Annotated in this window: 29 protein-coding genes; 24 read left to right on the top strand and 5 right to left on the bottom strand. The window is 62.2% G+C overall.

Annotated features, from left to right (window positions below):
• The first annotated feature begins 1 nt into the window (after nt 1).
• The 3 genes from J2S32_RS04410 to J2S32_RS04420 are packed head-to-tail and all read left to right on the top strand — an operon-like array spanning nt 2 to nt 3593.
• Nucleotides 2-2158: a phage tail tape measure protein gene (locus J2S32_RS04410; protein ID WP_253516924.1), complete on the top strand. Its 2157-nt coding sequence runs from the start codon at nt 2-4 to the stop codon at nt 2156-2158.
• Between the two features lie 2 nt (nt 2159-2160).
• Nucleotides 2161-2601 (top strand): phage tail protein, encoded by a 441-nt coding sequence (locus J2S32_RS04415; RefSeq protein WP_253516926.1) that lies wholly within the window; start codon nt 2161-2163, stop codon nt 2599-2601.
• Entirely contained in the window at nt 2598-3593 is a 996-nt protein-coding gene (locus J2S32_RS04420) for a contractile injection system protein, VgrG/Pvc8 family (RefSeq protein WP_253516928.1), read from the top strand. Before J2S32_RS04415 ends, J2S32_RS04420 begins: the two co-directional genes overlap by 4 nt.
• Here J2S32_RS04420 and J2S32_RS04425 read toward each other — a convergent pair.
• From J2S32_RS04425 to J2S32_RS04440, 4 genes are all read right to left on the bottom strand, one after another.
• The gene (locus J2S32_RS04425) at nt 3590-3901 is read right to left on the bottom strand and encodes a hypothetical protein (protein ID WP_253516937.1); all 312 of its coding nucleotides are present in this window, start codon (nt 3899-3901) and stop codon (nt 3590-3592) included. The two genes, J2S32_RS04420 and J2S32_RS04425, sit on opposite strands and share 4 nt — an antisense overlap.
• Nucleotides 3902-3982: 81 nt before the next feature.
• Entirely contained in the window at nt 3983-4396 is a 414-nt protein-coding gene (locus tag J2S32_RS04430; RefSeq protein ID WP_253516939.1) for a hypothetical protein, read from the bottom strand.
• Nucleotides 4396-5016, bottom strand: a complete 621-nt coding sequence (locus J2S32_RS04435; RefSeq protein WP_253516941.1) for a hypothetical protein — start codon at nt 5014-5016, stop codon at nt 4396-4398. Before J2S32_RS04435 ends, J2S32_RS04430 begins: the two co-directional genes overlap by 1 nt.
• Nucleotides 5013-5684, bottom strand: a complete 672-nt coding sequence (locus J2S32_RS04440; RefSeq protein ID WP_253516943.1) for an XRE family transcriptional regulator — start codon at nt 5682-5684, stop codon at nt 5013-5015. The genes J2S32_RS04435 and J2S32_RS04440 overlap by 4 nt, the downstream gene beginning before the upstream one ends.
• 85 nt (nt 5685-5769) lie before the next feature.
• Here J2S32_RS04440 and J2S32_RS04445 point away from each other — a divergent pair, with 85 nt between their 5' ends.
• The 16 genes from J2S32_RS04445 (at nt 5770) to J2S32_RS04520 (ending at nt 15696) form a co-directional block, all read left to right on the top strand.
• A complete protein-coding gene (locus tag J2S32_RS04445; RefSeq protein WP_253516946.1) occupies nt 5770-6129 on the top strand; it encodes a transcriptional regulator in 360 nt (119 codons plus the stop codon).
• Nucleotides 6126-6566: a hypothetical protein gene (locus J2S32_RS04450; RefSeq protein WP_253516948.1), complete on the top strand. Its 441-nt coding sequence runs from the start codon at nt 6126-6128 to the stop codon at nt 6564-6566. Before J2S32_RS04445 ends, J2S32_RS04450 begins: the two co-directional genes overlap by 4 nt.
• Nucleotides 6567-6583: 17 nt before the next feature.
• Nucleotides 6584-6946 (top strand): ogr/Delta-like zinc finger family protein, encoded by a 363-nt coding sequence (locus J2S32_RS04455; protein WP_253516958.1) that lies wholly within the window; start codon nt 6584-6586, stop codon nt 6944-6946.
• A 72-nt stretch (nt 6947-7018) separates the two neighbouring features.
• On the top strand, nt 7019-7165 hold the full coding sequence (locus J2S32_RS04460) for a hypothetical protein (RefSeq protein ID WP_253516961.1): 147 nt from the start codon (nt 7019-7021) through the stop codon (nt 7163-7165).
• Nucleotides 7162-9837, top strand: coding sequence for a toprim domain-containing protein (locus tag J2S32_RS04465; protein ID WP_253516964.1), 2676 nt, complete (start codon nt 7162-7164; stop codon nt 9835-9837). Before J2S32_RS04460 ends, J2S32_RS04465 begins: the two co-directional genes overlap by 4 nt.
• The gene (locus J2S32_RS04470; RefSeq protein WP_253516967.1) at nt 9834-10316 is read left to right on the top strand and encodes a hypothetical protein; all 483 of its coding nucleotides are present in this window, start codon (nt 9834-9836) and stop codon (nt 10314-10316) included. Before J2S32_RS04465 ends, J2S32_RS04470 begins: the two co-directional genes overlap by 4 nt.
• Nucleotides 10307-10480, top strand: coding sequence for a hypothetical protein (locus J2S32_RS04475; protein WP_253516977.1), 174 nt, complete (start codon nt 10307-10309; stop codon nt 10478-10480). Before J2S32_RS04470 ends, J2S32_RS04475 begins: the two co-directional genes overlap by 10 nt.
• A complete protein-coding gene (locus tag J2S32_RS04480; RefSeq protein WP_253516979.1) occupies nt 10477-11247 on the top strand; it encodes an HD domain-containing protein in 771 nt (256 codons plus the stop codon). Before J2S32_RS04475 ends, J2S32_RS04480 begins: the two co-directional genes overlap by 4 nt.
• Complete coding sequence (locus tag J2S32_RS04485) at nt 11244-11495, top strand: hypothetical protein (protein WP_253516982.1); 252 nt, start codon at nt 11244-11246, stop codon at nt 11493-11495. The genes J2S32_RS04480 and J2S32_RS04485 overlap by 4 nt, the downstream gene beginning before the upstream one ends.
• Nucleotides 11492-11851: a hypothetical protein gene (locus tag J2S32_RS04490; RefSeq protein WP_253516985.1), complete on the top strand. Its 360-nt coding sequence runs from the start codon at nt 11492-11494 to the stop codon at nt 11849-11851. The genes J2S32_RS04485 and J2S32_RS04490 overlap by 4 nt, the downstream gene beginning before the upstream one ends.
• Nucleotides 11851-12072: a hypothetical protein gene (locus J2S32_RS04495; RefSeq protein ID WP_253516988.1), complete on the top strand. Its 222-nt coding sequence runs from the start codon at nt 11851-11853 to the stop codon at nt 12070-12072. The genes J2S32_RS04490 and J2S32_RS04495 overlap by 1 nt, the downstream gene beginning before the upstream one ends.
• Entirely contained in the window at nt 12069-12338 is a 270-nt protein-coding gene (locus J2S32_RS04500) for a hypothetical protein (protein WP_253516991.1), read from the top strand. The genes J2S32_RS04495 and J2S32_RS04500 overlap by 4 nt, the downstream gene beginning before the upstream one ends.
• Complete coding sequence (locus J2S32_RS04505; protein WP_253516993.1) at nt 12335-13081, top strand: DNA methyltransferase; 747 nt, start codon at nt 12335-12337, stop codon at nt 13079-13081. The genes J2S32_RS04500 and J2S32_RS04505 overlap by 4 nt, the downstream gene beginning before the upstream one ends.
• Nucleotides 13081-13266: a hypothetical protein gene (locus J2S32_RS04510; RefSeq protein ID WP_253516996.1), complete on the top strand. Its 186-nt coding sequence runs from the start codon at nt 13081-13083 to the stop codon at nt 13264-13266. Before J2S32_RS04505 ends, J2S32_RS04510 begins: the two co-directional genes overlap by 1 nt.
• Nucleotides 13250-14350, top strand: a complete 1101-nt coding sequence (locus J2S32_RS04515) for a tyrosine-type recombinase/integrase (protein ID WP_253517013.1) — start codon at nt 13250-13252, stop codon at nt 14348-14350. The genes J2S32_RS04510 and J2S32_RS04515 overlap by 17 nt, the downstream gene beginning before the upstream one ends.
• A gap of 416 nt (nt 14351-14766) precedes the next feature.
• Nucleotides 14767-15696 (top strand): HEPN domain-containing protein, encoded by a 930-nt coding sequence (locus J2S32_RS04520; protein ID WP_253517017.1) that lies wholly within the window; start codon nt 14767-14769, stop codon nt 15694-15696.
• A gap of 33 nt (nt 15697-15729) precedes the next feature.
• On the opposite strand, the gene J2S32_RS04525 is transcribed toward J2S32_RS04520, so the two are convergent.
• Nucleotides 15730-15993 (bottom strand): hypothetical protein, encoded by a 264-nt coding sequence (locus J2S32_RS04525; protein WP_119512566.1) that lies wholly within the window; start codon nt 15991-15993, stop codon nt 15730-15732.
• A gap of 97 nt (nt 15994-16090) precedes the next feature.
• Here J2S32_RS04525 and J2S32_RS04530 point away from each other — a divergent pair, with 97 nt between their 5' ends.
• The 5 genes from J2S32_RS04530 (at nt 16091) to J2S32_RS04550 (ending at nt 20305) form a co-directional block, all read left to right on the top strand.
• On the top strand, nt 16091-16687 hold the full coding sequence (locus J2S32_RS04530; RefSeq protein WP_119512567.1) for an SOS response-associated peptidase: 597 nt from the start codon (nt 16091-16093) through the stop codon (nt 16685-16687).
• A gap of 555 nt (nt 16688-17242) precedes the next feature.
• Nucleotides 17243-17500: a helix-turn-helix domain-containing protein gene (locus J2S32_RS04535; protein WP_119512644.1), complete on the top strand. Its 258-nt coding sequence runs from the start codon at nt 17243-17245 to the stop codon at nt 17498-17500.
• Complete coding sequence (locus J2S32_RS04540) at nt 17497-17661, top strand: hypothetical protein (RefSeq protein ID WP_182849688.1); 165 nt, start codon at nt 17497-17499, stop codon at nt 17659-17661. The genes J2S32_RS04535 and J2S32_RS04540 overlap by 4 nt, the downstream gene beginning before the upstream one ends.
• 308 nt (nt 17662-17969) lie before the next feature.
• Nucleotides 17970-19364 (top strand): chromate efflux transporter, encoded by a 1395-nt coding sequence (gene chrA / locus J2S32_RS04545; RefSeq protein ID WP_119512568.1) that lies wholly within the window; start codon nt 17970-17972, stop codon nt 19362-19364.
• Nucleotides 19365-19387: 23 nt separating this feature from the next.
• Entirely contained in the window at nt 19388-20305 is a 918-nt protein-coding gene (locus J2S32_RS04550) for a DUF1259 domain-containing protein (protein ID WP_225081837.1), read from the top strand.
• Nucleotides 20306-20389 lie beyond the last annotated feature (84 nt).

Consider the following 20389-nt stretch of genomic DNA (forward strand, 5'->3'; position numbering starts at 1 on the left):
GATGTCGAACAAGCTGTCGCTGCTGGTCAATTTCGTCGGCGTCGACAAGATGTCCGGCAGCCTGCGCAATATCATGGCGCTGGGCAAGAAGGGCTCGCGCTCGCTGGGCGACCTGCGCGGCGAAGGCCGCAAGCTGGAAAGCCAGCTACGCGATGTCCGCCGCGAAATCGCCGGCGCGTCGGGCAATGTCAGCGACCTGGTCAACCGCGAACGCGCGCTGGAATCCGCGATCGAAGACACCAACCGCCAGCTGGATCGCCGCAAGAAGCTTAGTGCGATCGAAGGCGACCGGCGGGCGATGGTGGCGCGCGGCGAAGACATGAAGGCGCGCGGGCGCGATCATATCGTCCAGGGCGCCGCGCTCGCCACCCCGATCATCCTGGCGACGAAGGCGGCAGCCGAATTTTCCAGCGGGATGGTCGACATCCAGCAAAAGGCCGCGCTCTCGAATGCCCAGACCGATCGCCTGGCGCGCAACATCGTCATCATGGCGAAGGACGCCAAGCAACTGCCCGAAGACATCCGCAGCGGCCTGGACCTGCTGATGGCGAAGGGCATGGGCCTGGACGCCGCGACCCAGGCGATCGGGCCCGCGGGGCGCCTCGCCACCGCCTACAAGGTCGACATTCCCGACGCCGCCGATGCGGCCTTCGCCAGCGTCAACAATCTGAAGGTCGCCGGCGCCGAAACCGCCAGGATATTCGACGCGATGGCCGCTGCCGGCAATGAAGGCGGCTTCGAAGTGCGCGACATGGCGCGGCACTTCCCTTCGCTGACCGCGCAGATGCAAGCCCTGGGCGAAAAGGGCGTCCCAGCGGTTGCCGACCTATCCGCGGCGCTGCAGGTCGCCATGTTCACCGCCGGCAATGCCGACGAAGCGGGCAATAACGTCAAGAACCTGCTGGCGAAGATCAACGCGCCGGCGACCATCCGCGCCTTCGAAAAGAACTTCGGCGTCAACCTGCCCGCGGCGATGAAGAAGCTGACCGACGAAGGCCATTCTTCGCTGGAAGCCATCGCCATGATTACCGACAAGGCGACCGGCGGCGACGACAAGAAGCTGGGCTTCGCCTTCGAAGACATGCAGGCGCGCATGGGCATCATGGCGCTAATCCAGAACCTGGACGAATACCGCCGCATCCGCGCCGCGGCGCTCAATTCGGGCGGCACGGTCGACCAGGCTTTCGCCCAGCGCACCGCGCGCGATGCGACCGTTCAATGGAAGGCGTTTCTGGGCAGCGCTTCGGCGCTGGCGATCACGCTGGGCAACACGCTCCTGCCGGTCGCCACCCAGGTATTGACCATGCTGTCGAATCTCGGCAACTCGGTCGCTGCCTGGGCGCAGCGCAATCCTGAAGCCGCGGCCACGCTGGCCAAGCTGGTCGCCGGCCTGGCGGTCTTCAAGATCGGGCTGGGCGCGGTCCTGCTGGTCACCGGCGGGCTTATGGGGCCGCTCGCCACGGTCGTTTCGCTGTGGCACAAATTCCGCGTCGTCGGGTCGCTGGCGGCCATGCTGCCGCGCCTGGCCACCGGACTGCGCCTGGCCGGCATCGCCTTTCGCTTCATGCTGGGACCGGTCGGCCTGGTCATATCGGCGCTGGTCATGCTGGGCATCGCGGTCTGGCAGAATTGGGACAAGATCAAGGCCGCCTTCGACGCGGGGAAAGCCTGGCTGGCGAATTTCGGGTCGAACATGCTGGCGGTCGGTCGCGACATCGTCCTGGGGCTCGCGCGCGGCATCGCCGGCGCGCATGGTGCGGTCTGGAACGCGCTGAAGGGCGTCGTCCAATCGGGCGTCGGCAAGGTCAAGAACCTTCTGGGCATCAAATCCCCGTCGCGCGTCTTCATGGCGATCGGCGGGCACACCGCCGAAGGCATGGCGGTCGGAATCGATCGCGGGCGCCGCAATGTCCTGAATGCAGCCGGCAGGCTGGCCACCGGCGCCGCGGCTGCCGGCGCGATGGCTATGGCGCCATCGGTCGCTGCCGCCGGAAACGGCCAGGCGCGACCGGGCGACCCCCGCAGCGGCGGACTGCAGGTCACCTTCAACATCACCCAGCAGCCTGGCGAGGATGCCGAATTCCTGGCCGATCGCGTCATCCGCAGGCTGGAACAGCAGGCCGGCATCGCCGCCCGCTCGAACTACCAGGACAGTTAGACATGGCCAGCAGACCGCCAGACACCACGCCGACCGCCCGCGAACTGATGACGCTGGGCATGTTCGTTTTCGGCATGTCGACCGTCGCTTATCAGGATCTGCAGCGCAGCCGCGAATGGCGCCATGCCGGCAGCGAACGGCACGGCGCGCGCGATGCCAGCCAGTTTATCGGCCCAGGGCCGGACACGGTCACGCTGGCGGGCCTGCTGGTCCCCGAAGTCGCCGGCAGCTTTTCCGCGCTGGAAACGCTCGCCGACATGGCCGACGCTGGCGACACTTACCCGCTGATCGACGGGCTGGGCCGGATATTCGGCCATTACCGCATCACCCGCCTGGAAGAACAGCACCTGTCGGTCATGGCCGGCGGCCTGCCGCGCCATGTCGGATTCCGCATCGAACTGCAGCGCGGCGACGATGAAGTCGACGCTGGGGCGAGCCAATGACCGTCCGCCAGGCGGCGCTGCAGCTGGCGATCGATGGCGGCGCCGATCTGACCGCCAAGGTCAATCCGCGCCTGGTCGACCTGACCCTGTCCGAAAGGCGCGAAGACGACGCCGACGAATTGAACATCGCCCTGCAGAATGCCGATGGCCAGCTGGCCATCCCCGACACCGGCAAGGCGTTGCAGCTGGCGCTGGGCTGGGCGTCGGGCGACGATGTCCCTGTCGGCATGGTCGACAAGGGCCGCTTCATCGTCGACGAAGTCGGCATGGAAGGGCCGCCCGATGTCGTCACCATCCGCGCCAGGTCTGCAGACCTCACCGACCGGCTGCGCCAGCGGCGGACGAAGTCCTGGAAAGACACCACGCTGGGCGCCATCCTGCAGGCCATCGCCGGCCGGCACGGGCGCACCGCCCAGGTCGATGGCGCGCTGGCGGGCATTGCGGTCAAGGCGATCGAACAGGAAGGCAAGAGCGACATGGCCTTCATCCGCGACCTGGGCCGGCGCCACGATGCCATTGCGACCTGGAAGGATGGCAAGCTGCTGTTCCTGCCGATCGGCAAGTCGGCGAGCGCCAGCGGCGCCGCGCTCGCTTCGGTCACGCTCGCGAAGCGCGATGGCTGGCGCTGGTCTTTCCGCCAGGCCGACCGCGACGCCTATGATGGCGCCGAAGCGCAATGGCATGACCAGGATGCCGGCAAACGGCGAACGGTCCAGACCGGCGGCGGCAAGCGCAGGAAACTGAAGCGGGTCTATGCCAGCGAGGCCGAAGCGAGAAAGGCCGCCGAGGGCGCAGCATCGCGCGCCGCCCGCAAGCCCTTTTCCTTCACCTATGACCTGGCGATCGCCGACCCCGCGCTGCAGCCCGACATGCGGGTCAAGCTAAATGGCTGGGGCGAAAAGATCGATGCCATCGACTGGCTGGTCAAGACAGTCGAAACCCGCTTCGGCGCCGGCGGGCTGCGCCAGTCGATCGAAATGGAAAGCGCCTAATCCAGCGCCAGCGCAGTTGTCCCTTCGGCGATCGCCAGGTCGCCGACCGTGCAAGTCTCGCCATCGAACGCGCCGCCGGCCACCATCATAGTCCCATCGCCGCGGCGGACGCGTAGCAGCGCCAGTTGGTCGCGCGGAACCGTAAAGTCGACGAACTCGAGATTGCCCGCCTGGTCCACCGGCAAGCGATCGCGGACGCGGTCCAGCAGCGCGTCCAGGAAGGCGGCATCGCGGGTGCGGCAGATGTCGCCCGGATCTTCGCGCCATAGGTCTGCAGCGCGGATGACATAACTCGTCGGTTCGGGCACCGGTGGCGACGCAGGTTCGCTGCACGCTGCCGCAAGAGCCGCTAAGATCATAATCATGCGCATCTGGCTACTTCACTCTAATCAGGCTGGAAGGCTCTCTATGACGCGATTGCGAAGGTCGCGGGCGTGAGCGATCAATTCGTCAATTGCTTCAACAGATTTTGCAGTTCTAAGGTCTATGCAGATGTCCTGCAGTTCGGCCTTTGCCTTTCCTTTGGGCTCCGCATGATCGATCTCTTCGAGAAGCGTATCCAATGTCATTGCACGCGTCTGCATCTCCATGGCCTTTGATTTGCGAGCCCTTGGATGATCCCAGATTACCCTCTTTGCGCCCAGCACAACTGCCATTGTCGCCCAGGACACCGGCTCTGGACCGATCAGACTTCCCGCAATAAGATCCCATGCGAATTCAGCCTGGGCCCCGGCCAAGCCGGCAATCGGAACCAGGACCCAGTCGCCCGGATGCTTGAAAAAACTTGCAAGGGAATCGAGCATCAGTCGCCCTTCTTGCTGGTTTCATTTTGAGGGCTCTGATCCTCGTCTTCATAAGGCGATGACCTGGAGATTATGAACTTCCCAGAACGTGTTGAGCGTGATGCTTTGCCCTCGTGCTTGGTGCTTTGTCCTTCTTGACGCTTCCTGCGATTTCGTTCGCGAAGTTTTTCGCTCATGGTCGAGGCAGATTCCACCGCGTCAGTCGCAAGCATAGTCTTTGCAGCGACAAAACTGCCGGTTATTCCCCTACCTCTGATGGTCATCACCGTTTGGTTAGAACCCTCCAAGGCCGAAATGGTCGGGATGGGATCAGGCTTAGGTTTCTCTTGGTAGTATGCTTTCACCTCGCCGGGATGCGCTTTGGCAGTTGGCTGGTCGCCCCACGTTTCGGACTGCGCCATATTCGCGCGCGCACCCTCGAAAGCCCCCTTCAGAAAGGCGATCCTTTCACCCCACCTTTGCAGGTCCAACGCAATCGCGATAAGTAAAATGGCACCGCCAGCTATCGCAATCGACAAGACAAAAGGCGCGCCCAAGTATGATGAGACAAACCCTATTCCTAGGAAAGCCATCGGAAGATCGATAGCGCAATTTTCTTCGATGTGCTCGGCTTTGGTCATACCTTCCTCACAATCGCCACCACGCGCCCGATCAGAAACAATTCCTCATCTACAGCCCGATCTTCAGGCACCGCAGAATTGTCCGAAAGGATGGCGATGCTGCCATCGGGCCGCGGTCGCAACCGCTTGACCATCCCCACCCCGCCGAAGCTGAAAGCCCATATTTGATCGGCGACGCGCAACGTGTCGACACTGCGATCAATCAACATCTGGTCATTGGAACCGATCGTCGGCGCCATGCTGTCGCCTAGGCCGTCCGCGATCACCAGGTCTTCGGCCTTCGCTTTCGTGTAGCGGCGAATGAATGACAGCGGGAACGGCTCGCTGCGCACATTCGCGTCGACATCGTCCAGATATGTGCCGCCCATGCCATAGGCCAGGTCGATGACGGGAATCTCTAAGGTGCGGTCAGCCACTTCGGCAGGATCAAGCTTGAAGGGAACTTTCTTGTCGGGCGCGTGGCCTGGATGCGGATTATCCGTGTCCCCCATCAGGTAATCTGGCGAAGTCTCCAGCAGCGCAGCGATGCGGTGTAGATGCTTCGAGCCCTGCGATTCTCCGCGCGCAAGCTTCCCGATCGATTGCGGCGTGATGCCGACGCGGCGGGCCAATTCGGCCTGCGACCAACCCCGGTCTTCCAGAAGAATCGCTAGACGCTCGCCGATCATGTTCTGATGCTACAACTTACGTTGACAACTCGCGCGGCGCTTTTGGTTGTTGACGGTAGCAACTTAGGTTGCCATAGCCGCAACCATGACGAAACCAACCCCTCTCGAAGCCCTGACCTCCGCCGTAGGCGTGGCAGGCTCGCAAGCTGAACTCGCCCGCATCTGTGAAGTATCTGCGACCGCGGTCTGGAAATGGGTTCAGTCCTCAAAGCGGATGCCTGCGGAATATGTTTTGCGCGCAGAAGCGGCGACCGGCGTCTCGCGCCATGACCTGCGGCCCGACATCTACCCGCGCGAAATCATGGTCGATCACCACGCCGGAGCCCGCTTCGAAGGTGTCGATCAACACGCATTTTCCCCTGTTGCGCCTGCTCGCCTTTCTAGCCGTGCCCATGCAACCCGCGACTTCAATCGCGACTGCGTATTGAAGGGCGCAGACCAATGACGAAGCGGCGGGAACCCCTCACCTATCAACACACCCTGACGAAGATCGCCGGATTGATCGGTTGGGACCGAGCGGGTGCGGTTTGCGGTGTGACCTCGCGTCAGGTCCGAAACTGGTCGGACCCCGATTGCGAAACCGAAATACGCCTGATCGACGCCGAACGACTTGATCGCGCCTTCATCGAATTGGGCGGCGACCACGCGCCTTTCCATCGGCTGTTTGCCTTGCGGCTTGAAATCACCGCACGGGCCGATGTCGACTGTCTGGTCGCGATCGCCAGCAGCATGGCGAAGGAAGGCGGCGAGGCAGTCGCAGCAGTCTTGGATCTGGCCCGAGACAACGACACCGCCGCGCACCGACGCGCCCGCAAGGAAGTCCAGGAAGCCATCGAAAGACTCACCGATTGCGCAGCAAAATTGGAAGGATGCGAACCATGAGTGGAGAGGGAGCGGCCTTGATTAAAGGACCGATGGTTCATGCCCCGCTAGAATTCCGCCTGCAGCCTGGCGGCAGTCGTGCGGGCGATGGTTGCTTCCTGCGCTGTCCTAAGTGCGACACCCAGGCAGCCATCCGCCGGTCCGAACGTCCGACCCCGACCGTGACCCAGATGGACTGCATCTGTTCGAACACGGCCTGCGGCCACACCTGGCGTGCCGACATCGTCTTCGTTCATTCCATCAGCCCTGGTCTGATCGACCGGCCTGACCTCGCGTTGCCGGTCTGCCCTCGCGAAGACGCGGTCCATGTCGTTCCGCCGCCGCGCGCGACCGACCCGAGCGCCCCGACCTTTTTCGAAGACGGGAACAGCGCCGCCTAGCGGCGGCCAAACCCACGGAACCGAAGACACGCCGCGGCGGACGCGATTCCGCCGCCTGGGAGGACTCACCCGATGCACGTTGAAGACACCGCCTGGCCACCCCGCTGGTCCGCCGCATCCGCCCGCCGCCGCCGGCGGTTCGATTGGCTGGCGCTGGCCCCCGCCCTGTTCCTCGCCGCTTATGGCGCCGCCGCAATTGGGGAGGCGTTCGCAAGATGAACCTGGGCGAACAAATCCTGCATGGCCTGAAGCGCGAATTCGGTTTCAAGAACGTCCGCGGCGACTGGCTGCAGGGCGGCAAGTGCCCGCAATGCGGCAAGCACGAAGTCTATTGCGCCGCGACCGAACCCAAGGTCGTCAAATGCGGGCGCACCGACCGCTGTGGCTGGGAAGACAGCGTCCGCAATCTTCTGCCCGACCTGTTCGAAAACTGGTCAGATCGCTTCCAATCGACCGAAACCAACCCCGACGCCGCCGCCGAAGCCTACTTGCTCCACGAACGCGGCCTGGACCTGCGATTGCTGCGCGGCACCTTCAGCCAGGAACTGTTCCGCTGCCCCAGGACGCGCCAGACATCGGCGACCGTCCGCTTCCCGATCGGCAACAGCTATTGGGAACGCATCATCGACAAGCCTGGCCGGTTTGCGAAGAAGGCGCACTTCAAGGCCGGTGGCAGCTGGGGCGGCCATTGCTGGAAGCCCAACGGGCTCGACATCGCGGCGCTGGCGCAGGCGAAGGACATCTGGGTCACCGAAGGCATCTTCGACGCTGTCGCGCTGGTCCAGGGCGCCGGCGTCGCCGCGGTTTCGAATATGTCGACGGGCCCCTATCCCGAACACTTCCTGAAGGAACTGGTCGACTATCTCGCTGTCGAAGGCATCGCCGAGCGTCCGCGCCTGGTCTTCGCGTTCGATGTCGGCCCTGCCGGCGTCACGTATTCCAAAAAGCATATCGCCCGCGCCAAGCGCGAAGGCTGGAAGGCGACCGCCGCACAGGTCCGGCCCGATGGCGAAGGGTCGAAACTCGACTGGAATGACCTTCTGCTGAAGCACCAGGCATGGAAGGGCGAAGCCGAAAAGGCGCCGCTGGCCGCCGCCGCGCTCGACACCTACCTGCACAACGGCGCCATCACCATCGCCGAAACTGCAGTCCAGAAGGCGCGCCTTATCGTCGACCGCGCAGCTGCCGGCGCGCGCGCCATGTCCAGCTTCGACATGCGCCACGGCAATCGCATCTGGTGGGTCAGGACGAAGACCGAAGAAGAAAGCGGCCAGACCCAGATTGACCTGACCGAAATCGCGAACTGCGCCTTCCGCCTGCTCTACCGCGAACGCGACGAAATCGCCGACGAAACCACCTACTTCCTGCAGATCGACTTTCCCGACCGCGCCGGCAGCGTAAAGGCGCGCTTTTCGTCCGCGGCCTGTTCGAACGCCGGCGAATTCAAGAAGCGGCTGATGGCGTTCGCGGGCATGTGGACCGGCAGCGGCGAACAGCTTGACCGGCTGATGAAGACCCAGACTCGCCGGCTCAAAGTCGTCGAACCCATCGGCTTCACCGGCTATTCGCAGGCGCATGGCGCTTGGGTCCTGGGCGACTTGGCAGTCGCGAAGGGCCGCGTCCTGTCGGTCAACTCTGAAAATTACTTCGATGTCGGCACCCATGCGGTCAAGCTGCGCACCGCCGAACGGATGCTGGCGATCGACTACGACGCCGACCAGATCGACTTCGCCTGGCTTGAAGACCTCTGGACCGCCTACGGCGCGCGCGGGCTCATTGCCCTGGCATTCTTCACCATGTCGCTGTTCGCGGTCCAGATCCGCGAACGGCACAAGTCGCTGGGCTTTCTGGAAGTCACCGGCCCGCCTGGGTCGGGCAAATCCACCCTGATCGAATTTCTGTGGAAGCTGCTGGGTCGCCACGGTTACGAAGGCTTCGACCCGAACAAGGCGACGCGCGCAGCGTTCGCCAGATCGATGGTCAAGGTCGCGAACCTGCCGGTCGGGCTCATTGAAAGCGGGCGCGACGACAATGGCCGATCGCATTCGCGCCAGTTCGAACCGAACGAACTTCTGGTCCTCTACAACGGACGCAGCCCGCGCAGCATCGGGCGCAAGTCCGGCGGCTTCGAAACCGAAGAACCGCCCTTCCTGGGCGCCATTTACCTGATGCAGAACGAACGCATCGACGCGATTCCGGCGGTCCTGGAACGCCTCATGTCGATGGCGATCGACAAGTCGCTATGGGGACCAGGGACCAAGGAAGCGGCCATGCGCTTGGAAGCCTGGCCGATGGAAGACTGCAGCGGCACGATCGTCCATATTGTGCGCAAGGAAGCGGACTGGCTGAAGTTCTTTTTCGACCGCTTCACGCATCACGATAACGACATGGGCAAGCGGGTCGAAGGGCTAAACAATGCCCGCCCGATCAAGTGCCATAGCCAGCTGGCCGCGGCGATCGAAGCGCTGCCGCACCTGTTCCCCAACTGCCGCGAAGCCTGGGTCGCCGATGCGCTCGCCGAAGTCGACCGCATGGCGCTGGACCGGCAAAAATCGGCCGGCGGTGACCATCCGCTGGTCGCGACTTTCTGGGAACAGGTCGACTATCTGATCGGCAGGGAAGCCGATGATCTGCACGGCGTCGGCGGCAGTCTCAATCGCCACCGCAAGGCCGAAGACTTCATCGCCATCAACCTGCCCGACTTCGAAGCGCGTTGCCGCCATGCCGGCATTTATCCGCCGCCGCTCGACCAACTGAAGAAACTGTTGCGCGGGTCGAAATCGCGCCGTTTCCTCGCCACGAAAGTCGTCAACCCGCCAGGCGAGAACACGAAGGCGCAGCAATGCTGGGTCTTCGAACAGCCGAAGGCCGGCCAGGCGGTCATCATATGACCGCGCCAGCTTTCCGCGACTGGTTTGGCATCCGCGCCGAAGACTCGCCGGTTCGCCGACATGACTTCGCCGACTTGCTCCGCATGGCCGAATCCATGCTGTCGACCAGGCGCCAACGTTTTCCCGCAATGATCGCCGCCGGCGAACTCGAGCCCGAAGCGGCCCAGGCCGAAATCGCGGCCTTCGAAGACCTGGTCGCCGACTGGCGCTTCATCGTCAGCGCCGGCGCCGAAGGCGCACCTGCTTCGTCGCTGTCGCTGTGGCGGCGGCGCCAGCTGCTGGACGCCAGCCTGCAGACCATCGCCGACCTTGCCCGCGAACAGCGCGGCTTTTCCGAAACCCTGGGTCGCCAGGCCGAAGCGGTCATCGCGCTTCGCTGGCACCTGGAGCCTGGGCGCGAACAGATTGCGCTGGCCAGGCTGACCCACCAGCTGCGCGCCGACGCGGCACAACGAAGGGAACCTGCAACATGCAACTGACTTGGAAAAAACAGCGCCAGCATGGCGAGCCCATGCACCCGCCGCGCATCGTCGCCGACAACGGTCTGCGCGGCGGCGCCTTCCTCGCTGCGGCTGCCGCGCTGGTCGCCTGGGGCGTCTTCATTGTCGCCATTGTCCTGGTGGCCGGAGGGCCGGCACAATGACCCAGCCCTTCGTTCACGAATGCGCGGTCTGTCACACCGTCCACAATTCGCCCGACCGTGAACTGCCGACTGGCTGGCGCAGGTCCGGCGGCTTGCCCGTTTGTGGCGATTGCGACCGGAATGCTCGACTTCGCCTTGCGCAGCCGGACCTGGCGAACGGCAGCGACCAGGCGATGCGTAGCGAAACCAGCATCCGCCTGCTGTCGGGCGCTTATCTCGACCTGGCCGACCCAGACTGCAGCGTCATTGCGCCGATCGACATCGCCGCCGGCCTGCGCCAACCCCGCTTCAGCGCCCAGACCCGCCAGTTCTACACCATCGCCCAGCATTCGCTGCTGGTCCTGCGCCTGGTTTCGTCCGCGGCCCGCGCGCTGGGCGGCGAAAAGGGTCTGCAGCTGCGCCGCTGCGCGCTGATGCACGATGCCGCCGAAGCCTTCCTGCATGACATCACACGCCCGCTTAAAATCCAGCTGGCGGATTATCGGGCGATCGAAGCGAGGATGGAAACGCGCCTGGCTGCGACCATCGGTTTCGAATTCACGCAATGGCGCCGCGAACAGGTCAAGCTGGCCGACCTGCAGGCGCTGGCGATCGAACAACGCGACCTGGTCGGCAACACCGACGCCTGGCCGATACTCGACGGCATCGATCGCGCCGAACTCGCCGGCATCAAGATCGGGCGCTGCTGGCATCCCGACGAAGCGATGGACCGCTTCCTGGCCGCTTTTGAAGATCTGTTCCCGACCGAAGAAAGGAAGGCAGCATGAAGCGCCGGAACCCCGCCATCAGCGCGCGCCATGCCGCCGCCCGCCAGATGCAGGACCAGCGCCGCGACGAACTCGCCGCCCTGCGCCTGCAGCGCCGCATGACCGATGCCGAACTGGAAGAAGAAGCGCGCCTGGAACGCGCCCTGGCACTGCGCGTCTGGCGCGAAGGCCAGGCCGCCCAGGAAGCCCGCATCGCTGCGACCATCGCCGCCCAGGCACGGCCCGAAAACCAAAGGAAGACCGCATGAAGCCCCAGCCCAACCCGATGCCCACGCCGATCGGTGCCATCCCGCGCCTGTCCATCGGGCGCGCCAGCGACATCAAGGCGCGCAGCGAATGCGACATCGAAGTCAGCAACGTCGCGGTCAGGACCACCGACCGCGAGGCATTCCTGGACATCATAAAGACCCGCGAAGCCCAGCTGGCCGCGCCGATCAAACCGCCCGCGAAGCCGGCGACCGCCGCCGCCGAGATCGCCAGCTTCGCCCTGGCCGCGAAGGAAGCGATCGAAACCGGCTGCCCACCCGAATTGATCGCCGCGCACCTGGAAACCGCCGCCGCCCGCGCCATCGCGCTGCTGGTCGACCTGCAGGGGGAAGGCTGATGTCCGCTCCCCGTTCAATAGGTCAATGGCTTCAGGCGATCGGCGATTGCGGCGTCCTGCGCGTCTCATTCCACGATGCAGCGCTGCACGATGCGGTCGCCCTGGACCTGGTCGATGTCGAAATCGTCACCGGCGACGACAAGGCGCTGGACTACCGCCTGACCGCGCGCGGCATTTTCGCCCAGGCCGAACAGGTAGCGCCGCAAAGGATGGTGGCATGATCGTCGTGAAGGTCGAATTGCATTCCGCCATCACCGGCGACCAGACTGAACTGGCGCGCATGATGATCGACAACATCGGCGGTGACATGAAGGTCGGCGACTATCGCGCCCGGACCTATCGCGGGCGATCGGCAGCAACGCTTGAACGGGCGATGCGCAGCGGGTCGACCACTCGCGAAGGCACCGTCCTGGGCCACCGCCGCCTGGCGCTACATGTCTGGCATCTGGTCGCCAAGGCGCTGACCGGCATGGGTTACGGTAAATGAACGCGCCCAGCATCATCGGCATCGATCGCGCAAGCTGCGCCGATCGGCATGTCGTCCAGATCCGGCGCGGCGATGTCATCGTCGCCACGCTCTACCTGGGCGACGCCTACGCCATCCGCCCGACGCTGGGCTTTATGGACTGCGATGTCATGGACCCGCCCTACTTGCTGCAGACTAGCGGTGGCGGTCACTTCCGGCTGCGCAGGCCGGCGATGGACCAGATTGCGGATCTGGACATCGACAAGGGCTTCGACCTCTCGATCATCAATTCGCTGCTGTGCGGCGCGCTGGTGTGCTTCTGCCACAATGACCAACTTCCCGCGCTTCTGCCGCTCGCGAATGGTCAGTTCCGCCAGTTCGCGCTTTGCGACTGGACTAAACAGCGCCCGATGCCGGTCGCGAACAAGCATTACCAGCCCGACCGCGAATTCTTCGTCCATGCATGGAACAAGGGCTTTCATCCCCAGGGCGACCTGGCCGACAAGCGCCGTTCGGTTACCGCCGACCATGACCCGAAGCTAAAAAAGCGCTTCGGCCATCCCACGATCAAACCGCCCAAGGTCATGGACAAGATCATGCGCAACGTCGCCGGCGATCGCATCTGCGACCCGTTCATGGGGACCGGCTCGACCGGCGTGGCGGCGGTCCTGGCGAACAAGCAATTCTTCGGCATCGAACGCGACCCGCGCTGGTTTGAAGCCGCGGTCACCCGCATCAGCGAAGCCGCGCAGGCGCTGGACTGATGACCGCGCCCGCCCGCATCTGCCAGCAGGACATCGACCGCGCCATCAAGGCCGTGGCGAAGGCCGGCATCGATCGGGCGCGCATCGTCCTGGACTTGGAGAATCGCAAGATCGAAGTCATCATCGGCGAATCGGTAGCTGCAGCTGCCGAGCCAGGGGACGACTACGATGCCGAAGACCGATAGCCTGCCCGACAACGTCAGGCCGGTAAAAGATCGCCACGGGAAAACCCGCTTCCGCTTCCGCCGGAAAGGCTGGCCCAGCGCCTATTTGAAAGGCGAGCCTGGCAGCGCCGAATTCCATCGGTCCTATGCCGCGATCGTCGAAAAGGGCGGCGCGGAAAAGTCACCGATCAAACCGCTGCAGGACATCAAGCCGCGCTCGCTCGACGATCTTTGGCGCCGACACCGCGCGACACCGCGCTGGAAGAAGAAGGCGGCGCGAACCCAGCTGGTTTATTCCCGCGTCCTGGACCGCTTCATGGACCGCATCGATCGCAAAGGTCGGCGCTATGGCAGCTGGCCGGTCGCTGCAGTTTCGGTCGCCTGGCTGGATGGCATCTTCGGCGACATGGCAGCGACGCCTGGCGCGGCAAACAATCTTCGCAAGTTTCTCGCCGGGCTGATGGATGACGCGGTCCGCCTGGGCTGGCGCGTCGACAATCCGGTTCGCTTCACCGAAAAATTCGACAGCGGCAAGGGCTTCCATGATTGGACCGACGCTGAAATCCAGCGGTTTCGCGATACGCACCCGCTTGGCACGATGGCGCGCCTTACCTTGGAACTCGCGCTTAACACCGCCGCCAGGCGCTGCAACGTCAACAAGATCGAGCGCGACCATATCACCGGCGGGCGCATCATCGTCGACCACGCGAAGGGCAACAATTGCACTTCGGTCCCCATGCTGGCCGCCACCCGCGCCGCGATCGAAGCGCTGCCGGCGCAGCCCATCCGCTTCCTGGTCACAACTCAATTCGGCAAGCCCTTTTCCGATGCCGGCATGGGCAACCGGATGCGCAAATGGTGCGACGCCGCCGGCCTGCCGCATTGCTCGCTGCATGGGCTCCGCAAGGCGATGGCGCGGCAGCTGGCCGAGTCCGGCGCGACCGATGCCGAAGGCATGGCAGTCACCGGACACAAGAAGGCCGCCACCTTCGCTTATTACCGCCAGGCGGCCAGTCAGCCCGCCCTGGCCGATCGCGCGATGTCCAACCTTGAAGCCCGCGCCGTTGTCCAACCTGCGAAAAATGACGACAAATCAGGCGATTAAGTAGCGGCTTGGTGGCAGGGCTTGAATCGAACCTAGCAATTAACGTTTTGAAATCAATTTAGTACTCATAGGCAGCGTAAACTCTACCCCACACTCTCCCCCACATTTTTGTTCATATAAGTGTAGTTCGGTTCAGCTTTTGAGCTTTGAAACTGAATTTTTCGGGGCTTGGTAGAGCGCCTTTCCTTCTTATCCCAGCCCGTTCGAAGTGCCAAGAAGCACTACCTCAAAAGAAGCTCTTTGCTGTTCCACACCAGCGTACCAGCATCTGGGAATGGGTCTATGAACGCCCATCCCCATTTCTTGGTATTGACGTATACGGGCTCCGCTGAATCACTGTGCCCAATGAGCGAGTTTTGCGGATGAATCATGGTCAGCAGGTGCAACCATTCCAGCGACTTGCTAGGAACTGACTGATGAAGACCGATCTCGATCACCTGCCCCCGCAAAAACAGCGCGAGCTGGAACGCGTCGTTCAGCTGATCTTCGAAGAGTTCGAGGATGCCTTCGCACTGGCTAAGCACGACTGGAAGAAGGCCGGGCGTATCCTCAAGGTCATCCTTTACGGAAGCTACGCACGCGGTACCTGGGTCGACGAGCCGCATACCGCCAAAGGCTACCAGTCGGATTATGATTTACTGATCATCGTCAATGACAAGCGGCTCACCGACAGAGTGAAATACTGGGCAAAGGTCGATGACCGCCTGATGCGAGAATACGGCGTGACGGGCACGCTCCACACGCCGGTAAATTTCATCGTCCACACCTTGCAGGAGGTGAACGACGGTCTCGCCCATGGCCGCTATTTCTTCATGGACGTTAAGCAGGATGGAGTCGCGCTCTACCAGTCGGACGACACCGAGCTGCATACGCCTAAACCCAAGACTCCCGACCAAGCGCTAGCAATGGCGCAGGAGTATTTCGACGAGTGGTTTCCAACGGCTATCCAGCGCTTTGAACTCTCGAAACTTGGCAGGGAGCGAGGCTTCCTCAAACCCGCTGCCTTCGACCTTCATCAAACTTCCGAGTTTCTCTATCACTGCGTGCTCCTGGTCTGCACGTTCTACACACCCCACGTGCACAATCTCGGGTTCCTTCGCACCCAAGCTGAGCGCATCGATCCTCGCCTCACCTACGTCTGGCCACGCGATACGAAGCGAGACCGCGCCCGCTTTGAGAAACTCAAAGAAGCGTACGTGAAGGCGCGCTACTCAAAACACTACCGGATCACGAAAGAGGAGCTTGAGTGGCTCGGCGAGCAGGTCGAAGAGCTGGGCCGCGTCGTCCACGAAGTGTGTTCTGAGCGATTGGAAAAACTCAAAGCCGAGACCGGGAACGGTTCTTAGACAATTGCTATCTTGGCTCGAGATTCGTCAAGATTACGGAGCGCTGAGCACATTTGTCTGTTCTGTTTCTGGAAAAAGCGGCAGGGTTTTGTCGTCAAAACCGGCCTCCCCCGCCTCCCGGGTAATTTCATAAGGCCCGAGCGCCTCGACGATCCTTGCCGTGAGTGTCTCGACCGCTTCGCGCCGGTTGAACGCTCTCGTTGCTGAAAGCACATCGCGGAGCGCGTAGGTCTCGACCGTACCGAGTGCAGCCCCGATCACATAGGTAAGTTCAGTATCGCTAGGTCGAATCAACATTCTTGCAGTTAGAACATAACAGGAACTAATTGCCAATGCGAAACTTCTACCCTGCTGCCGATTGACAGTAAAACATGCTCGCGGCAGGCGCTTTGCGATGTGCAATCTCTACCGAATGACGAAGGCGAACGACGAGGTCGCGCGCTGGTTCAATGCAGCCGATCAACTGGGCAATGCCAACTTTGGGGACGAAGTGTTTCCGGGATATCCCGGTGCTGTGATTGCAGATGGCAAGCTCTCGCAGATGTCCTGGGGTTTCCCGTTGTCGCTCAAAAGCAAGCGCACCGGCGAGCCGCTCAAACCGAAGCCGGTCAACAACGCTCGCACCGACAAACTCGACAGCTACATGTGGCGCTACAGCTTCGAGGAACGCCGCTGCCTCATTCCGTTGACGGCATGGGCGGAAGCCGAGGGCACACCGGGAAGCAAGACGCGCACCTGGCTAAGCCGTCCCGATAGCGAGTTGTTTGCAGCCGCAGGGCTGTGGCGCAACAGCGACGAATGGGGTCTCGTCTACTCGATGTTGATGACCGACAGCGCTGGCATTGCTGCGGAATGCCATTCGCGGATGCCGGTACTGCTGGAGCAAGACGACTGGTCGAAATGGACCAACGGCTCGACAAGAGAGGCGCGCAGTCTCTGCAAGCCATGGACCGGTGAGCTTGCAATCGAACGGACGGATCAGAGCTGGTAGAAGTGCATTCCGACTGCACGCCTGCCGTTTTTGGTGCGCTGTAATCGCTGCGCTCGCTTCGCGACATCATTGCCACGCATTTGCAACGAAGCTGCATCGCGTGCTGTTCAGATAAAGTGTCCGTGGACGTTTGGGGTGGGTAGGAAATAGGATGGCGAGATAAAAGCACCGCCGTCGGTCGGGGTGCAGGTGGTTGGTTTCGCTGATGATTTGCCGACGGCGCTGATGTTGCCCTGCTGGCGCTGCCCTATGAAATCCTTTTGTTTTCAATGCAGAGAGCGACGGCGCCTCCCAAATCGAGCAAGTATCTTGGCAAATGAGCCTTTGAGATGAGATCCGCATTCGTCCCCGAAGACACGTTGGGATACACTTTACCCTAAGTTGCCAGAAGAGCGGCGCGCCAGCGCACCAAAGGCTGCCCCAGCGTAAAAACGTCATGTGGCGCGCCAGCTCTCAATAGAGCGATACTCGCTGTCGATGGCGGGCCGGTCTGCTCCCCTCCATGATCCCCCAGGTCGGTCCGTCATCACCCGATAGATGAAAGGACCGACCGGCATGCCTTCTGCAGGCACGACAGACCATCTTCGCGAGCAACGACAGCGTCAGTCGATAGAACCGATAGCGATGCGGGTGCCCGAGGCCTGCCGCTATCTCGGGATCGGGCGCAGCACCCTCTATGTGCTCATCGGTGAAGGCGAGATAGAGATCGTCAAGCTGGGCAGTTCGACGCTTGTGCTGACTGCCAGTCTCCGATCGCTGGTTGAGAGACGGCGGAAGAATTCAGATGAGCCGACTGCAGAAGCTGTGCAATGACCATGCATCCTGATCTCATGAAGGCCATCGTACTCGCCGCCATCATCAGGATGCCGGACCACTCGAAGCGTCAGCTGGTGTCGACGGTTCAGCAGCGACGCGAGAAATCCGAAGATGCATTGGCAGCCAGCGTGGTCGTGGAACTTTCGCGGCGCTCCTAGTGCACTCGAGCTATGTCGGCTTCGCGCCCCAATATTGGACATTTGATCGGTCTCGTCGCGATCCTGAAACCTGCCACTGGACTAGGTAGTAGCTGAGGGCGGCTTCGTGCCCTCAATTCGGAAATCGGAGATACAAATGCCGATCTCGAAAGCCGACATTCTCCAAGTGCAAGGCAGACTGTTCGCGTAAGGCTTTTGACAACACCAGATCAATGATCTAGCAGTTTGACTTCGGGCACTTATTCCGGCGCCCGGTAAGGCAATGCGCCCAAGTCCGGCTCGATGAGCTGTGTGCGAAGGACGCGTTGATGAATTCTCCCGCTAATTCAGGTTCCGTAGAACAAACTCCGATCCCGTTTTCCGAAGGGGTGCGTGTCTGGGCGCGCGTGGCCGCGTTGAGCTTTGGTGGACCAGCGGGCCAGATCGCGGTGATGCACCGCATTCTAGTCGATGAAAAGCGCTGGATCGGGGAGAACCGGTTCCTGCATGCGCTCAATTACTGCATGCTCCTGCCCGGACCGGAAGCCATGCAGCTTGCCACCTATATTGGCTGGTTGCTCCACGGCGTTCGCGGTGGCCTCGTCGCAGGATGCCTGTTCGTCCTTCCCGGCTTCCTCAGCATTATGGCGCTTAGCGTGCTCTATGCCAGTTTTCAGGAGGCCAGCTTCGTCCAGGCGATTTTCTTCGGCATTAAGGCGGCGGTGCTCGCCATAGTCATCGAGGCCCTGCTGCGCATCGGGAAAAGGGCATTGAAAACTTGGCCCATGTATCTGATTGCCGCCGCAGCCTTCGTGGCGATATTCGCATTCGATGCACCTTTCCCGCTGATTATCGCGGCCGCCGCGCTGGTCGGTTTTCTTGGAGGGCATTTCGATCCTGCACGGTTTCTGGTCATTCGCGCCCGTGAAACGACCGAGGACGGGGAGAGCGAGCCGGAAGCCGTGCTTCATACAGGCGGTATGGCGAAAGCGCAGCCTACATGGCGCGGAGCAGTCCGCACGGCCTTGATCTGGGGCAGCATCTGGGCAGCTCCCATAATTGCGCTGATCCTTCTTGTTGGCCCAAATCACGTGTTCACGGAACTGGCGGTTTTCTTCTCCAAGCTCGCGGTCGTGACATTCGGGGGCGCGTATGCCGTGCTGGCCTATATGGCGCAGGAAGCCGTGCAGACGCATGGCTGGCTTGCCCCCGGTGAAATGCTCGATGGGTTGGGCATGGCGGAGACCACGCCGGGTCCACTGATCCAGGTCGTCCAATTCGTGGGGTTCATGGGGGGATATCGCGAAGCAGACATGTTAGGCCCGGTGGCTTCGGGCATCGCGGCTTCGGTCATCGTCACGTGGGTCACGTTCGTGCCGTGCTTCCTATGGATTTTCCTTGGTGCGCCATTTATCGAAAAACTGCGCGGCGTGAAGCTTCTGACAGCGGCGCTTTCGGCGGTGACGGCAGCAGTCGTCGGTGTGATCCTAAACCTTGCCATCTGGTTTGCGCTGCACGTTGCCTTCGCACGGCTTGACGAGGTTCGAGGTTACGGCGCACGCCTGCTCGTGCCGGACTTCGCCACGATCGACGTCGCCTCCGTCGTCATTGCCGCTGCGGCCCTGATCGCCATGCTGCGCTTCAAGATCGGGATGTTGCTCGTTCTCTTCGTGAGCGCACTCATTGGGTCGCTGTATTACCTCGCAATGATGGCTGGCACCTGAAATCACATCCAAGGAGAACTAAGATGAAGCAATTACGCAGAACATTGTTCGTCGGCGGCTTGGCTCTATCGCTATCAGCGATGTCGGCGGCTCTTCACGCGCAGGATAATCTCGGCAATCTCGAGGCACTGATTTTCGAGGCATCGCACTCGGAGGTCACCATGACCGACGATGGGGTCGCACGCATCGGTTGGACGCGCGCCGACGTGCCGGTGATGGTCGACGGCATGCGCCTCGATCCCCCGGCAGGTCTCGGCTCATGGGCTGCCTTCAAACCCGTCGATGGCGGAGTGATGGTCATGGGCGACACGGTCGTATTCGAGGATGAGATAACAGCCGCGATGGACGCTGCCCTCGCCAACGGGTTGACCGTCACCGCGCTGCACAATCATTTCATATTCGACGATCCGCCGGTCTATTTTATGCATATCGGCGGGCATGGGGAAACCGCCAAGATGGCAGCGGGTGTAAAAGCCGTCTGGGATGCCATCAAGGAAGTGCGCGCCGCCTCGCCGACGCCGCAGCGCAGTTTCGGTGGCATGACGCCGGATGCAAACGGCACGATCGAAGCCCTGGCGCTGAGCGAAATCTTGGGCACCGAGCCAAGCATCGCCGATGGTGTCGTGAAATACACCTTCGCTCGCCAAGGCCGCATGCACGGCGTTGAGATCGGTGGTTCGATGGGGCTTACGACCTGGGCGGCGTTCTCGGGCACCAACGACCTTGCCGCCGTGGATGGTGACTTCATCATGACCGAGGACGAAGTCCAGCCCGTGCTCCGCGCACTGCGCGAGCGGGATATCCATATCGTAGCATTGCATAACCACATGATCGGCGGTGAACCGATGTTTTACTTCCTCCACTACTGGGGAGTGGGTCCAGCAAAAGAGCTTGCAGCGGCGATTGCTGCTGCCCGTAACGCACAGGCCGAAACCGGATAGGCGCAACCATTCCGATAAAAATCAGTAAGGCAGCGATCGCTTGCACCTCATTGCGACAGGCATTGTCTTCGAAATGGCAGGGAA

Origin of the sequence: Qipengyuania citrea (assembly GCF_024171405.1) — a bacterium.
GTDB classification, from domain to species: domain Bacteria; phylum Pseudomonadota; class Alphaproteobacteria; order Sphingomonadales; family Sphingomonadaceae; genus Qipengyuania; species Qipengyuania profunda.